Annotated in this window: 16 protein-coding genes; 5 read left to right on the forward strand and 11 right to left on the reverse strand. The window is 59.4% G+C overall.

Annotated features, from left to right (window positions below):
- The first annotated feature begins 49 nt into the window (after window positions 1-49).
- The 4 genes from RA29_RS13300 (at window position 50) to RA29_RS13315 (ending at window position 3,241) form a co-directional block, all read left to right on the forward strand.
- Entirely contained in the window at window positions 50-457 is a 408-nt protein-coding gene (locus RA29_RS13300; RefSeq protein ID WP_039686686.1) for an acyl-CoA thioesterase, read from the forward strand.
- Window positions 454-849, forward strand: coding sequence for a RidA family protein (locus RA29_RS13305; RefSeq protein WP_039686688.1), 396 nt, complete (start codon window positions 454-456; stop codon window positions 847-849). The genes RA29_RS13300 and RA29_RS13305 overlap by 4 nt, the downstream gene beginning before the upstream one ends.
- A 41-nt stretch (window positions 850-890) precedes the next feature.
- Entirely contained in the window at window positions 891-2,054 is a 1,164-nt protein-coding gene (locus RA29_RS13310) for an acetyl-CoA C-acyltransferase (RefSeq protein WP_241462625.1), read from the forward strand.
- A 224-nt stretch (window positions 2,055-2,278) separates the two neighbouring features.
- Window positions 2,279-3,241: an LLM class oxidoreductase gene (locus RA29_RS13315; protein ID WP_039686690.1), complete on the forward strand. Its 963-nt coding sequence runs from the start codon at window positions 2,279-2,281 to the stop codon at window positions 3,239-3,241.
- Here the strand turns inward: RA29_RS13315 and RA29_RS13320 are convergent.
- From RA29_RS13320 to guaA, 10 genes are all read right to left on the reverse strand, one after another.
- Window positions 3,238-3,855: a TetR/AcrR family transcriptional regulator gene (locus tag RA29_RS13320; RefSeq protein ID WP_039686692.1), complete on the reverse strand. Its 618-nt coding sequence runs from the start codon at window positions 3,853-3,855 to the stop codon at window positions 3,238-3,240. The genes RA29_RS13315 and RA29_RS13320 overlap by 4 nt on opposite strands.
- Window positions 3,848-4,717, reverse strand: coding sequence for a polyphosphate kinase 2 (gene ppk2 / locus RA29_RS13325; RefSeq protein ID WP_039686694.1), 870 nt, complete (start codon window positions 4,715-4,717; stop codon window positions 3,848-3,850). Before ppk2 ends, RA29_RS13320 begins: the two co-directional genes overlap by 8 nt.
- Before the next feature lie 52 nt (window positions 4,718-4,769).
- On the reverse strand, window positions 4,770-5,741 hold the full coding sequence (locus tag RA29_RS13330) for an alpha/beta hydrolase (RefSeq protein WP_039686696.1): 972 nt from the start codon (window positions 5,739-5,741) through the stop codon (window positions 4,770-4,772).
- A gap of 4 nt (window positions 5,742-5,745) precedes the next feature.
- Entirely contained in the window at window positions 5,746-6,693 is a 948-nt protein-coding gene (gene metA / locus RA29_RS13335; RefSeq protein ID WP_039686698.1) for a homoserine O-succinyltransferase, read from the reverse strand.
- A 33-nt stretch (window positions 6,694-6,726) separates the two neighbouring features.
- Window positions 6,727-7,596: a hypothetical protein gene (locus RA29_RS13340; RefSeq protein ID WP_039687786.1), complete on the reverse strand. Its 870-nt coding sequence runs from the start codon at window positions 7,594-7,596 to the stop codon at window positions 6,727-6,729.
- 39 nt (window positions 7,597-7,635) lie between these two features.
- Window positions 7,636-8,571, reverse strand: coding sequence for a DMT family transporter (locus RA29_RS13345; RefSeq protein ID WP_039686700.1), 936 nt, complete (start codon window positions 8,569-8,571; stop codon window positions 7,636-7,638).
- 111 nt (window positions 8,572-8,682) lie between these two features.
- Window positions 8,683-9,870, reverse strand: coding sequence for an outer membrane protein transport protein (locus RA29_RS13350; protein WP_039686702.1), 1,188 nt, complete (start codon window positions 9,868-9,870; stop codon window positions 8,683-8,685).
- 147 nt (window positions 9,871-10,017) lie between these two features.
- Window positions 10,018-10,887 carry a DMT family transporter gene (locus RA29_RS13355; RefSeq protein WP_039686705.1) on the reverse strand — a complete coding sequence of 290 codons (870 nt, stop codon included), beginning with the start codon at window positions 10,885-10,887 and terminating at the stop codon, window positions 10,018-10,020.
- Window positions 10,884-11,162, reverse strand: a complete 279-nt coding sequence (locus RA29_RS13360) for a putative quinol monooxygenase (RefSeq protein ID WP_039686707.1) — start codon at window positions 11,160-11,162, stop codon at window positions 10,884-10,886. Before RA29_RS13360 ends, RA29_RS13355 begins: the two co-directional genes overlap by 4 nt.
- Window positions 11,153-12,727 (reverse strand): glutamine-hydrolyzing GMP synthase, encoded by a 1,575-nt coding sequence (gene guaA / locus RA29_RS13365; protein ID WP_039686709.1) that lies wholly within the window; start codon window positions 12,725-12,727, stop codon window positions 11,153-11,155. The genes RA29_RS13360 and guaA overlap by 10 nt, the downstream gene beginning before the upstream one ends.
- Window positions 12,728-12,919: 192 nt before the next feature.
- Between guaA and RA29_RS13370 the strand changes: the two genes are divergently transcribed.
- Entirely contained in the window at window positions 12,920-14,464 is a 1,545-nt protein-coding gene (locus RA29_RS13370; protein WP_039686711.1) for a trimethylamine methyltransferase family protein, read from the forward strand.
- Here RA29_RS13370 and RA29_RS13375 read toward each other — a convergent pair whose 3' ends face one another.
- Window positions 14,465-14,764, reverse strand: a complete 300-nt coding sequence (locus tag RA29_RS13375) for a DUF6477 family protein (RefSeq protein ID WP_039686712.1) — start codon at window positions 14,762-14,764, stop codon at window positions 14,465-14,467.
- Between the last annotated feature and the right edge of the window lie 233 nt (window positions 14,765-14,997).

The raw sequence follows: 14,997 nt of genomic DNA on the forward strand, positions 1-14,997 counted from the left end.
TGGATCCCGGTCACAATCACGCTCAATGTGTTTTAGGAGAACGGATGCCATGGCGTTCGAGGTTCATCAACGGGTGCTTTTTCGGCACTGCGATCCAGCCGGGATAGTGTTCTATCCGCGATATTTTGAGATGATCAATGACGCGTTGGAGAGCTTTTTTGATCAAGCCATCGGCGCGCCATGGGATCAGATGCACCAAAATGCCGGTGTACCGACAGCGGAAATCAGCGCACGCTTTACCGCGCCAAGCCGTCAGGGGGACGAACTGACCATGCGGCTTGAGGTCAACAGAGTCGGGCGGTCATCCATGGACTACACCATGGGCGCGTCGGCGGCAGGAGAGCTGCGCTTCGAAGCAAAGGGCACCATGGTTTTCGTCAATCACGCCGGTAAGTCGACACCATGGCCGGACAAGATGCGTGCAAAACTGCAAGAACAGAAGGAATTGGCGGCATGAGCCACACGACAATCCATCCAGAAGGTTGGCTGCCGGCAAAGGGCTATGCCAACGGAATGCTCACCAAGGACGGCACGCTCCATATCGGCGGACAGATCGGATGGGATGGGAACAAGAAATTTGTCTCTTCTGACTTTATCGGTCAGATGCGCCAGGCGCTGCAAAACATCAGGGACATCGTCGAAGCCGCGGGTGGGCAGGTCAGTGATGTGACCCGCTTGACTTGGTTTGTCACGGACAAGGAAGAATACGCGCGCAGACAGGCCGAGGTTGGCGCTGCATATCGCGAGGTTTTTGGCCGCCACTTCCCGGCCATGTCTATGGTCGTTGTCTCCGCTCTTGTCGAAGACGAAGCAGTGGTTGAAATCGAAGCGACCGCGCATCTTGCATGAGCCTTTCGCGCGTTTTTATCTGCGATTACTAGCGCACACCCATCGGACGCTACGGAGGCGCGTTGTCGTCGGTCCGCACGGATGATCTGGCCGCTTTGCCGATCACGGCGCTGATGGACCGAAACGCCAGTATAGATTGGTCAGCACTCGATGAGGTTGTACTTGGCTGCGCCAACCAAGCTGGAGAGGACAATCGCAACGTCGCGCGCATGGCGGTGCTTTTGTCCGGCTTGCCGGATACGGTCCCGCCGGTCACGGTTAATCGGCGCTGCGCCAGCGGCATGGACGCGGTGATCGCTGCGGCGCGACGCATCCAGGTGGGCGAGGCCGAGCTTGTCATCGCGGGTGGGATCGAAAGCATGTCCCGTTCGCCGTTGGTGATGCCCAAGGCTGATACCCCGTTCTCGCGCCGGGCAGAGATCTTTGACACGACCATCGGGTGGCGCTTTGTGAACCCAAGGATCGAAGCCGACTTTGGCACTGACTCGATGCCCGAAACCGCAGAAAATGTCGCAGCGCAGTGGGATGTGACGCGCGAGGACCAAGATGCGCTTGCATTGTCCAGCCAAACTCGCGCCTTTGCCGCGCGTGCCGCGGGGCGGTTTGCCCAGGAAATCACGCCTGTCACGGTACGAAACGGGCGAAGAGGCGAGGCTGTGATCTCTGACGATGAGCATATCCGACACACGACGATTGAAACGCTCGCTTCGCTTCCCACGCCCTTCCGAGAGAACGGAACGGTTACCGCCGGCAATGCGTCTGGCGTCAACGACGGTGCCGCCGCATTGCTGTTGGCAAGCGAACGAGCCGTCGAAAGATGTGGCCTGACACCGTTGGCGGAGTATGAATGTGCAGCCCATGTTGGCGTTGCCCCGTGTGTCATGGGGATTGGCCCGGTGGATGCCATGCGCCAGGCTGCTGCGCGTGCCGGGCGTGATCTCAACGACTACCACCTCATCGAGTTGAACGAGGCCTTTGCCGCGCAGGCAATTGCAGTATGCAGGGAACTCTCCCTTGACCCAATGGATGCTCATATCAACCCCAATGGCGGCGCGATTGCCTTGGGCCATCCTCTGGGAATGACTGGCGCGCGTCTCATCGGAACCGCTGCGCGCGAGCTTAAGATCACAGGCAAAGACAGCGCTCTTTGTTCACTCTGCGTTGGCGTGGGGCAAGGCGTGGCTGTGTCACTGCGTTGCGCATAGGCTTCGGTTCAGCGCCTCATAGAGCTTTAAACTGCTGTTCAGTTCGACACATCTAAATGCTCTAAACAAAGATCCCAGCTGCACCTGATGCCAATAGGTGTCTGATCTCATGCACTCTGGCAGCGCATGCAAAATGACCATGTCCTTATGACACGCTCTTTTTCCGATTGACCTTCGACGCGGCACCGACACGGTAGGGCAGCAGGTACAACGTGACATGAGCGATGAAGACTGACCTTTCCTTCCCCAAGATGAACCGGGCTTACAATGCCACGTTCCAACCCGGTCGCCTGAGTATCGGGCTGTTTCTGCCCATTGAGGAATACGGACCCGAAGACGTCCCCACCTTGCAGCGGCACATCGAGCGGGTGCAATTGGCAGAGAGCCTTGGCTTTTCTGCTGTCTGGCTGCGCGATGTTCCATTCAACGTGCCTGCATTTGGGGATGTCGGCCAGATCTTTGATCCGTTTGTCTATCTCGGGGCATTAGCGGCATGTACGTCATGGATTGGCCTGGGCGTGGGCAGCGTCATCCTGCCCTTGCGCCACCCTGCGCATGTGGCGAAAGCTGCCGCTTCTGCGGACGTTTTGTCCGGAGGGCGGGTCATGTTGGGCATCGCCTCCGGGGACCGGCCCGAGGAATACCCGGCGCTCAACATGAGCTATGACAACCGCGGGGCGCGGTTCCGGGACAGTGTGAGCTACATTCGGACGTGTTTTGAGCATTTCCCCAAACTTGATGCAGCTCAGGGGAGGTTGAACGGGCACTTAGATATGTTGCCGAAGCCCATCGCGGGCCAGGTGCCGTTGCTGATCACTGGGGGCAGCCAACAAACGCCGGAATGGGGGGCGGAACACGGGGACGGCTGGATCACCTATCCTCGAAATGCCGAGAACCAAAGGGATCTGATAAGCTCATATCGCCGCCACGTGGCGGCGGTGTGTGGCGCGGACAAGCCTGTAATGCAATCGCTCTATGTCGATGTGGTAGACAGGCCCGCTGCCCCCACGCGCCCCATTGTTCTGGGGTATCAAACGGGCACGCCCTTTCTGCGGGACCATCTACACAGTTTGCAAGAGATGGGCGTGAACCACGTGGCTCTCAACCTGCGCTACAATTTCGATGATGTCGAAGATACGTTGAAGCGGATCGCGGACGATCTGCTCCCGCATTTCCACACGACCTAGCCGTCGGGTTTGATCAGACCAAGACCGCGTAAATAAATCCCGATCCCGGTTTCCAAAAGATCATCCGGCGGGAAGGGGGACGCCTTTCCGGGTGAGTTGCGCGCGAACAGTTCCACCACGCCGTGGCTCAATGCCCAGATATGTGCCGAGAACATGGACGCCGGTGGCCGTTTGTCTTCCGGAATATGCTCGGACAAGTCGCCGGCTGCCTTTTCCAAAACCACGTTGGCGCGGCTGACCACATCGGCAAGTTCAGGCGTCCGGTTGGTGGAAATGCCGCTTTCGAACATAGCGATGTAATGACCCGGGAAGCGACGGGCAAATGCGAGATAGGCCCGCCCCGTGGCCTCGAACGCCGCGAGGGCCGAAGGTTGCCCGGATTCGTAGGCATGCTCCATCAGATCCGCAAAGATACCGTAGCCTTGCCGCGCGCATTCTGCGATCAGGTCCTCGCGCCCCTCGTAGTGCCGGTAGACCGCCGCAGGGGTCACGCCCGCCTGCTTGGCCGCTTCGGACAGGGTGAACCCTGTCGGGCCCTTTTCCTCGATCAGCTTCAGCGCGGCTTCGATGAGGGCCTGACGCAGATTGCCGTGGTGGTAGCCGCGTTTAGGCATCCCAGATATCCGGTCCGCCACAGATGGATTTGCTTATTTTGCCAATGGCTTGCGGGTCTTTGTTCGTGTAATCAAGCCCGTGCAGCAGCGTGCGGATGGCGTTCAGACGCGCACGTCTTTTGTCGTCCGAGCGCACGATTGTCCACGGCGCATGGGGGGAATGGGTCCGATCCAGGGTTTCGCGGATTGCATCGGTGTAGGCGTCCCACCTCTTTAAGCCTTCAACGTCGATCCAACTCAGCTTCCACTGTTTCAGGGGATCGTTCTCGCGGGCGAGGATGCGGCGCAGCTGTTCCGCCCGGCAGACGTTCAGCCAGAATTTGAATACGTGCACGCCATCGTCGATTAACATAGATTCAAATGGGTTCACCTGGACAAAAAAGTGCTCGCGCTGTTGCGGTTTGCAAAATCCGAACACATGCTCGACCACACCACGGTTATACCAACTTCGGTCAAAGAACGTGATCTGACCGGCTGTCGGCAAATGCCTGATATAGCGTTGAAAATACCACTCAGCGGCCTCTTTCTCCGTAGGCTTCGAAAGAGCGACAACACGTGCGCCGCGCGGGTTCAGGTTCTCGCGGAACCGCTTGATCGTGCCGCCTTTGCCAGCCGCATCGCGCCCCTCGAAGACGCAGACAATGCGCGCGCCGGTCTCGGCCGCCCATTTCTGCATTTTGACCAGCTCGATCTGCAGCGCCTCAATCTGCGGCTCATAGTCCTTGCGCCGCATCCGCTCGGCATAAGGGTATGTCGGGGTCAGGATATCACCCTTGTCTGCGCTGCTGATCTTGTCACGAATATCATCCGGCGCGCCGGTCTCGTAGAATTCCGTGATCGCGCCGTCAAAGGGAAGGCTCATGGTCTTAGCCTCAAGTTACTGCTCTTAACATCAATATGGGTCAGAGAAGCGCTTAACGCAAACCCGCACGTGCAGCGACACGGTCGATCGCTTCAATAACGTCCTGAGGATGCGTGTGTTGTGGCATATGACCAACGCCCGGTAGCACGGTTACGTTGGCGCCCTCGATCTGGCCCGGCAGTTTGGCCGAATGCACGTCGAGCGGCACAATGGTGTCTGCATCCCCATGCACGACTTCAACCGGGACGGTGATATTGCCGTAACTCTTTGACATCTCGACCACATGAGGACGCAGCCAGTTTACCTGCCGCGCATTGGCCCGCATGGACGCCCGGCGCAGGATCAGGGCAGGGCCGACGTGATCGGTGTAGCCTTGGGGTGCCGTCTGCGGGGCAAAGATGCTGGACACCGCGTTGTCGATGTAGCTGTCCGGGACAAAGGCGGCCAGAACCGGCACCATCAGCCCGCCACCCCAGGCCGAGCCATTGACCTGATAGGTCCAATCAAGCTCTCCCGGCCACGGATTGGCAACACCAGCGACGGACACGATCCCGGCAAGCTCATCGAATTCCAGCGCCCATGCCAGCGCAACAATGCCGCCAAAGGAATGGCCCAATACTATAGGCCGCTTGACCCCCAGCTGATCCGTCGCCGACTTGAGCAGGCGGGCCTGCTCGGTTGGATTAGCGTGTGTCGTGGTCCAGGCTGATCGGTGCTGCGGCAAGATCTGGTCCGTCCAGCCCAGCCCGGGCCGATCAAGGATCGTCACCCGGTAGCGGTCCTTGACACGGTCGGCAAAGGCAAAGGTGAAATCGCGTGTGTTGCCGGATGCCCCATGGATCAGCACCAGATCGGGGCCTTCGCCCATCTGCTCGACATGCACGCTAACGCCGTCCACGTCGATGATCTGCCCCGTCGGAGGAAAGGCGGCAGCCGCGTCCCGCTCGCGCTTGGCTGCCAGAACCTGCACTACCACAAGGCCCAGGGCAACGAGGCCCAGAACCACGTAAAACGCTGTTTTCATTCCCTTACCCCCGAAGGTCGGTGCGGTCCTGCCCGATCCGTTCCATGTCGTACGGGGTGGTGAGATAAATCTCGCTCAGCCAATTGCCATAGAGAAGATGCGCATGGCTGCGCCACCGGTTGGTGGGGGTCTGCGTCGGATCGTCGCTTGGGAAGTAGCCGACGGGCAGAGCAATCTCGGCCCCTTCGACCTGCACCGAGGCGAGGTCGCGGTCATATTCCTGTTTCAGCGTGTCGCTGTCGTATTCAAAGTGGTTGAGGATGTAGAGCGCGCGGTGGTCCGGGTCTTCGATCAGGCAGGGCCCGGTTACGTCCGAGCCCAAGAGGATCGGTAGACCCGCCGCTTCGACCTCGGGCGCGCGCACTTCTGTCCAGCGAGAAACAGGCACCACGCAGTCGTCCGAAAACCCGCGCAGATAGGGCGATGCGGGTGACAGGTTTGCGTGCCGATACGTACCAAATTGCTTCGATTCCAGAAGATGTTTGGGCACCTTATGGAAGTGGTGCAGCATCGCCATGCCGCCCCAGCACACGCCAAAGGTCGAATGCACGTTGGTCTGGGTCCAGTCCATGACCTCCTGCAGCTCACCCCAATAGTAAACGTCTTCGAAATCGAGATGTTCGATGGGCGCACCGGTGATGATCAAGCCGTCGAACTTCTCGGCCTTCACGTCCTGAAACGGACGGTAGAAGCTCTCCATGTGCTCGGCGGCAGTGTTCTTGGTCTCATGCTCTGACATGCGGATCAGGCTCAGCTCGATCTGCAAGGGCGTCGCACCGATCAGCCGGGCAAACTGAGTTTCGGTCTGTATCTTCTTGGGCATCAGATTGAGCAGCCCGATCTTGAGCGGGCGGATGTCCTGATGCGCGGCCAGTTCCTCGTCCATGACCATCACACCCTCGTTCGTCAGAACGTCATAGGCGGGCAGGGTGGATGGCAATTTGATGGGCATAGGTCTGGTCCGAATGAAGTTTGAAGGCCGGACTTAGGCCGACACAGCCCGACGCTCAAGGGCCGTGGCAACAAGTTGGATGAAATCCGCTTCACCTTTGAGCGAGGCAACCCCGTCCGCTGTGACCGTCACGCCCCAGCGCGCCATCGCCTCGTATCGCGGTTGGCGGTGCGCGAGCGCGCGGGCATAGGTCCAGCGCACAAAGGCATCGGGGTCGACCTTGCCCTCGGCCAAACCTGTTTCGGCCAAATAGTCGGTCCAGCAGGACAGCAGGAATTCCGGCTGATAGGCCATCGGCTTCGGCGCTTTGTCGAACCGTGCGATCAGGGCTGCCGTGTGCGCCTCATCTCCCTTGATCCAGATCGGTAGTGCAACGGCGCTGAGCGTTGTCATGAGCGGATCGTGGTCATTCGCCGGATCAACCCATTCACAGATTGAACCGCCGGTGTCGCAGATGAAATGCGGATAACCGTAAAGCTGTTGCGCCCGCTCCGCGAAATGTCCGGTGTCGTTTAAGGCCGCGATCTCTGATTGGCGGAACTGTTCCTGCCGCTTGCGGTATTCGGCGATGGGCAGACCGCCCTTGGCCGGATCACCGGGCTTTCCAAGATAGGTCGAAACCGGGCTGAGATTGTGGAACGTGATGTTCGAGCCGATGTAGATGCTGTCGGACATCAAAAGGTCGCGTAAAAACGGCACCTTCATCGCCTCAGCCTTGGCGTTGTCGGTGATGCGCTCGCCCATATAGCGGGTGCCGATGCGGTAATCGATCGAGTAGTGAAACCAGTTACCACTGTCGCGCACTGTGGTGGACATATGTGTCTTGCCCAGGCCCGACATGCCAAAGACGAGCACACGCTTGGCTGGTGCTGCGCGCCACGCATCCGCATCGCGATAGAGCAAAGTATTCATGGTCCCCATGTCCCCGTTTTTCGGGCTGTCCTAGCGGCGCCGGGTAGGGCGGTCAACGCTCGCCCGTCTGAGAACTGTCAGGATGCGGCCATCAAGGATGACCAGCCCCAGCGCCAGGAGGGCAAAGCCGACAAAGGCGTTGGGTGACAGGGCCTCGTCCCGAACCAAGGCGCCGAGGACAATGGCAACCGGCGGGATGACAAGTGTGACCAGCATCAGGTTTCCCGAACCCGCCATGGCCAGCACGCGGTAGTACAAGAGATAGGCGCCAGCCGTGGCGACAAGTGCGTAGTAAGCGATGGCAACGATTGTATCGCTTTGGAGGTTAAGGACGATTGGCCCGTCTACAAACCATGCGAGGGGTACCGTGATGATCGTCGATCCGGTCAGCATCCCAGCCGCGGCCACTTGCGGTGGCAAGTCACCTAAAAACCGCCGTGCCCATACGCCGGCCAGCGCATAGCTGATTGTCCCCGCGACCACGGCCAGTTGCGCGAGGCTGCGCAAGTCAAAGGATCGGAAGTTGTCGAGCCCAATTGCTGTTGCGACACCGAAAAAGCCCAACAAGACCCCGAGAGCCTTGCGCAGAGTGATGCGCTCGTCCGCAAAGAACAGAGCTGCCGCAATGACGCCAAAGATGGCGGTCGCCGCATTCAGGATTGAGGTCAGGCCGGTTTCAATATGCAGCTGACCCCAGGCCATCAGGCCAAATGGGATGACGTTGTTCAAAAGCCCCATACCGATGAACGCCGCCCAGATGCGCGGATCGCGTTGGATCGTAAGGCGCGAGGCCAGCACAATAATCCAAAGCGCGCACATGGCCCAGAACGTGCGGTGTGCAACGCTCGTCAGGGGATCGACCTCATCCAGCGCGATGCGAATGGACAGGAACGACGCGCCCCAAATCGTGCCGAGCAGGATCAACTCGACCCAAGCGCGACCGGACAATGTTTTTTGCGATGTCATGCCAGTACCCTGTCAGGCTTGACCGTTCCAAGCCACCCGGAACCTGCGCAAAGAAAAACCCCGCCCGGTGAGGGGCGGGGTTTCCATGATCTGTCCCCGCGGGGACAAAGATCAGAACTTGTATGTGAACTTGATCCCGAAAGACATAGCACTGTTGTCTTCGAATATTGCTGCCGGGCGGCCCCCAGGAGCCGAAAATGCATCACCCAGCATGGTGTAACGAACACCGCCAGAAATGGCGAAGTCATCATTCACATCGTATTGCGCACCCACTGCAACGTGCCGCGATCCATTGTTTGGCCCTAAAGGTGATACGATGTTGTCGTCGCCAACGGTCGAAAAGCCAACAGCTACTGAACCGGACCATTTTTCGTTAAAGCGGCGACCGATACCGATTTCGAAATCATATCCATCTTCAAGATCGGTCAACGCGGACCCATTTGTCAGGAGTGCAAAGCCGGCGGGGCGGACGACGGTGTCGCTATAACGGGCATAACGAAGGCTACCGAAAACGAGCGTGTTGGCAGCGATGCCTGTTTGGAAATCCAGATTGATGGTTTCAGGTGTGTCAACGGTGGTTGTAGTCAGATCAGCAACAGCGCCGCGGGTTGCAAGCGAAATAGGGATACCGCGAATTGTTTCTGTCGTCGGCAAATCGTGTGTTGTTCCTGAGTTGTACGTCAGAGCTACGCGAAGCGCTATCGCCGGGATCTCATAGGCAGCGCCAACCACGTATCCGAAGTCGCCATCGGATGAAAAGTTGCTCTCGTATCCATTTACGCCGCTTGTCGTAAGTGGCGAAGCTGATGAGTTAAAAGCGACACCACCCAGCGTAACATTGGCAGAGACTTCTTGGTAGCGCAGGCCGCCATGTACCGACCAGTTGTCATTGAACTTATACCGAAGCAATGCGGTGACCGCGTTGCTGTCAACAGTTGCACCAGTGCCGCCAAGAATTGTGGTGGCGTTCGAGCCAGGATACAGCACATCAGAACCGTAGGGCTCATCCGATATTACTGCAAAGGACAGCTTGTCTGTCAGATCGTATTTCAGACCCAGATTCCAGATCAGAAAATCTTCGCCGACATTGTCAATCGGTTGGCCTGACAGTGGGCCAAGGGCCGGGCTGGTGATTGCTGCGCCGTCAAGCGACGGTTCGCTGTAGCCAAAGCTTAGCTCAACGCGGTTGCCTTCCTCAAACAGAATGCCAATCCGTTGACCGGAGCGGTCGAGGCCGACTGCGTGTGCGGAGACTGTGGATGCGAGCAAAGCCGCAACCGTCAGTAGACGGGTTTTCATGATGTTTCCTCCCAAAAGCGCGCGGCGTGAATGTCGAGTGGATGCGCCTTGGGCTCTTATAAGCCGGTTTCAAGGGGGGTGCGTCAATATTGACGCTAGGGCACATCAGGTCATGTGACGGAGCGTCATAAGCCTGTGACATTCAGGTCACAGCGCTTTGGACGCCCGCGATTCCGCCCAGATGTTCACATAGTTTCCGGCAAAGATGATCGCCGCACCGACGAAAACCCAGATGTCGATCACTTCTCCGTAGACCAGCATGCCGATCACGGCGATGGTCGGCAACCGTATGAAATCAATGGGCACGACCACTGTCGCAGGCGCAATCGCAAGTGCATTGGTCAGGCAGTAATGTGCCAACAGACCGGCGCATCCGATCAGGAACACCCACGGCCCGGTTTGCCAGTCGGGCAGGGCGATGTCTCCGTCATAGCCTGCCATGACCACCCCCATGACCAACTGCATCGTGGTAAGCCAAAAGAGGATAGAGGCGATTCCCTCGTGCCGCGTCAGCCGCTTGGTCAGCATGATTGTCAGCGCAAAGAAGATTGCCGACGACGCTGCGGTGATGACACCGGCATTCAGGCCCGCCATGTCAGGTCGTGCCACGATCAGGATACCGATGAACCCCATGATCGCCGCGAACGCGCGTACGGCGGTCAGGCGCTCGCCCAGGACAAGCGGGCTTAGAACGATCACCCAGATCGGCGAAGTGAACTCAAGGGCAAAGACCTGCGCCAGCGGGATGACGGTGACCGCGTAGAACCATAGGTTTTGTCCAGTGAAATGCGCCAGGTTGCGCACCACATGAGTGCCCAACCGGTCGGTGCGGATGCTGCGCCATGCGCCCGTCATTGCGACCAGGGCACAGACCACAACCACGCCAACCAGGCTGCGGTACATCATGATTTCAAATGTATCGAGGCTGTCTGACACCTCGCGCCCGGCCACGGCCATGGCCGAGAAGGACGCGATAGAGCCTGTCATCCAAAGGGCCGCCTTCAGAACTGGGCTCATTCCATGCCCTTGATCGTGTAGTCGCGGGCAATCCCGGCGGTCTGTTGCGCCCAATCGGACGCGCCCGCGCGCGCTTGATGTGCCTCGAACGCAGCTTGGTCGGTAAACGCCTCTGACACCGTCCAAACCAGAGGATCATCGGTCGGCACAACGTCGAAGCGGATGCAACCCGGTTCAGCGCGGGTCAGGCGCATATGCTCGGGCAGGGCGGCGCGCACCCGAGCAGCCTCTTCTTCCGACGCGCAGCGCAGAAACCCGTCCAGCGTCACTCCCATTCGATGGTGCCTGGAGGTTTCGAGGTGATATCATAGGTCACGCGATTGATTCCCGGCACCTCGTTGATGATCCGGGTTGCAGTCTCGCCCAGGAACTCATGGCTGAATGGATAGTAGTCGGCCGTCATCCCATCCACAGACGTCACCGCACGCAGGGCGCAGGCATAGTCGTAGGTCCGGCCATCCCCCATCACGCCGACTGTGCGCACGGGCAGGATGGCACAGAAGGCTTGCCAGATGTCGTCATAGAGCCCGTGCTTGCGGATCTGGTCGATATACACTGCGTCGGCTTCGCGCAGAATGTCGAGCTTGGCGCGCGTGATCTCTCCGGGGCAGCGGATGGCAAGGCCCGGGCCAGGGAAGGGGTGACGCCCGATGAAATGGTCCGGTAGACCCAGTTCGCGACCCAAGGCGCGGACCTCATCCTTGAAGAGCTCGCGCAGCGGTTCGACCAGTTTCAGCCCCATTTTTTCCGGTAGGCCGCCGACATTGTGGTGCGACTTGATGGTCACCGACGGTCCGCCGGAAAAGCTGACGCTTTCGATGACATCGGGATAAAGCGTCCCTTGCGCCAGGAACTCCGCCCCTTCGATCTGGTCTGCGTATTTCTGGAACACGTCGATGAAGAGGCGACCTATGATCTTGCGTTTGGTTTCAGGGTCGGATTGGCCCTCAAGCTCGCCTAGGAAGAGTTCCGTTTCATCCGCGTGGATGACTTGCAGGTTCATATTGTCGCGGAACATGCCCACAACTTCTTCCGCCTCATTCTTGCGCAGGAGGCCATGATCCACGAACACGCAAGTCAGCTGATCTCCAACCGCTTCGTGGATCAGGGCAGCAGCGACGGAGCTATCGACACCGCCCGACAGCGCACAGATCACTTTTTTGTCGCCGACCTGCTCACGGATGCGTTGCACCGCTTCTTCGCGATAGGCGCCCATGGTCCAGTCGCCACTGAACCCTGCCAGCCTCACGAAGTTTTCGTAAAGCTTCGCGCCCTTGGGTGTGTGATGCACCTCGGGGTGGAACTGTACCGCGTAGAAGTTGCGCGACGTGTCTGCTGTGATCGCGTATGGCGCATTGGGGGAGGTGCCATAGACCTCGAACCCCGGGGCCAGCTTCGACACGTGGTCGCCGTGGCTCATCCACACTTGCTCGCGCCCGTCGTCAAACCAGCCCTGGAGCAGGTCAAGTTGCCCCTCCGGTGTGACGAAGGCCCGGCCAAATTCGGCCGTCCCGCCGCCGCCCGAGATCTTGCCGCCGTCCACCTGGCCACCGAGCTGCTGCATCATCGCCTGCTGACCGTAGCAGATGCCCAGTACAGGAACGCCCATCTCCCACAGCGCTTCGGGTGCACGGGGTGAGCCAGGGCGCGTCACGCTATCCGGGCCGCCGGACAGGATCACGGCCTTGGGCGCTATTTCTGCAAGGCTTACGCCGGTGATGTTCTGGTAGGGGTGGATTTCGCAATACACATCCAGCTCGCGCAGGCGACGCGCGATGAGCTGCGTTACCTGGCTGCCGAAGTCGATGATGAGGAGGCGGTCGTGGCTCTGATCGGTCATGTCGCTGCAATAGGCGTGCGTGCGGGTGGTGGCAAGCGTTGGACTGGGGCGCTGCCCCAGACCCCGTGGTATTTTTGGTCAGAAGAAACGGACATGTCGCTTTTTTCTCTCGGGGGGCGCTATGAGCCTGCCTGCGATGCTGCGATGCGGTAATCACAGGTGCACCCAGTGATATGAAAAGGGGGATAGGTCATGGCCGAGGCAGCGATACGCAGACGGGGACGCGGGGGCGGTGGAGCCGCGCGCCGGGCCGAGCGCAGTGCGGTGTCCTTCGAGACGGCCCGCTTTATTGAGCGCAATATTCCCAACTTCGAGGTGCTGAATGAAGAGGCGCTCGAGATCATCGAGTACAACGCAGAGACGGTGCTCGAAGAGATCGGTGTGAACTTTCCCGACAATCCGGCAGCCTTGCAACGTTGGCGTGACGCTGGTGCCGATGTGGACGGCGACCGCGTGCGCATCCCGCGTGGTCTGGCGCGCACTTTGTGCAAGACCGCACCTTCATCCTACACCCAGCACGCCCGCAACCCGGCCCGGTCGGTTGAGGTGGGTGGCAAGAACCTTGTCCTCGCACCCGTGTATGGTCCGCCCTTTGTGCGTGATGCTGATGGCGGGCGTCGCTATGCGACGATGGAGGATTTCCGCAACTTCGTTAAGCTTGGCTATATGTCGAAATGGCTGCACCACTCGGGTGGGACCGTTTGCGAGCCGACCGATGTTGCCGTGAACAAGCGACACCTCGACATGCTGCATGCCCATATGACCCTGTCGGACAAGCCTTTTATGGGATCGGTCACCGAACCCAGCCGTGCGAGCGATTCGGTCGAAATGGCCGAGATCGTGTTTGGCAAAGATTTCGTACAGCGCAAGACGGTGATGACATCGCTCATCAACATCAACTCGCCCATGACCTTTGACGATGTGATGATGGGCGCGCTTGAGGTCTATGCCCAGGCGAACCAGGCGTGCATCATCTCTCCGTTCATCGTCGGTGGGGCAATGGCGCCCGTGTCTGTCGCCGGTACGCTGACGCAGGTGCTGGCCGAGGTGCTTGCCGGGATCGCCTATTCCCAACTGTGCCGCGCAGGCGCACCGGTGATCATTGGGGCGTTTGTGACGTCCATCGACATGAATTCGGGTGCGCCGACATTTGGCACGCCGGAAGCGGCACACATCACGTATGGCGCTGGCCAATTGGCACGCCGGTTGGGCTTGCCTTACCGGTCCGCGGGATCGTTCTGTGGATCCAAACTGCCCGACGCGCAAGCGGCCTACGAGACGGCGAACTCGCTCAATATGGGGCTGCTTGCTGGTGTGAACTTCATGTTGCACGCCTGTGGCTGGCTCGAAGGCGGCTTGGTCAGTTCCTATGAGAAGTTCGTGATGGATGCCGACCAGCTGGGCACGCTGCACCATCTGGCGGCAGGCGTGCAGGTGGACGAGAACGCGCAGGCGCTTGATGCCATACGTGAGGTTGGTCCGGGCGGACACTACCTGGGGTGCGCCCATACGCAGGCGAATTTCAAGGAGGCGTTCTGGAAGTCCGACCTGCTCGACTACAAACCGTTCGAGACCTGGGAAGACGAGGGCGCGCGTGACACAACGCAGCTTGCCACGCTTCGGGTCAAAAAGCTGCTGGCGGACTATCAGCAACCGGCCATGGACCCCGCGATACGCGAGGCCCTGGACGCCTACGTGGCCGAAAAGAAGGCGGCAGAGCCCGACAGCTTCATGTGATCAGGTCGCCATTTCGGTCTGTGCCGCGCGTAGGATGCGGGCTTCGCCGACGATGGCGATCAGAATATCGATGTGGCGCAACAGGCTGTAGGACGAATCGTCCGTCATGCGTTGCGCGTTCAGCTCGCCTTCGATCTCGATCAGGCGCATGAGTGCTGCGCCGTGGCGCGGCAGCTGGCCATAGCCCAATAGGCGCGGCAGGTGCGCGCCGCGGCGATAGTCCTCGGCCCCGATTCGTGCCGCGCGCATCAACAGGCGTGGGCGGCGTAGGGTGCTGAGCATGGTCAGAATATCTTGCATTTCCGGTCTCCTTTTTGGCCCGTCGCTCGTTCCCCGAGAGCGGCGTTGCAAGAACCATTGCACAACCTGAAGATGTGTTGCGCGTCTCCGGAGACGCCCGAACGTTCGTTTAGCAACTGTTTATCTTTTAGAAACAATGCTGCTCATCACGACGAATGTTAACGATCCGGTAATCAATGCAGCTTTAGGTTGTGTGGAAAATTCTGTGGACAACCCGCTGCGAATATCACGAC

The organism is Tateyamaria sp. ANG-S1 (assembly GCF_000814025.1).
GTDB lineage: Bacteria > Pseudomonadota > Alphaproteobacteria > Rhodobacterales > Rhodobacteraceae > Tateyamaria.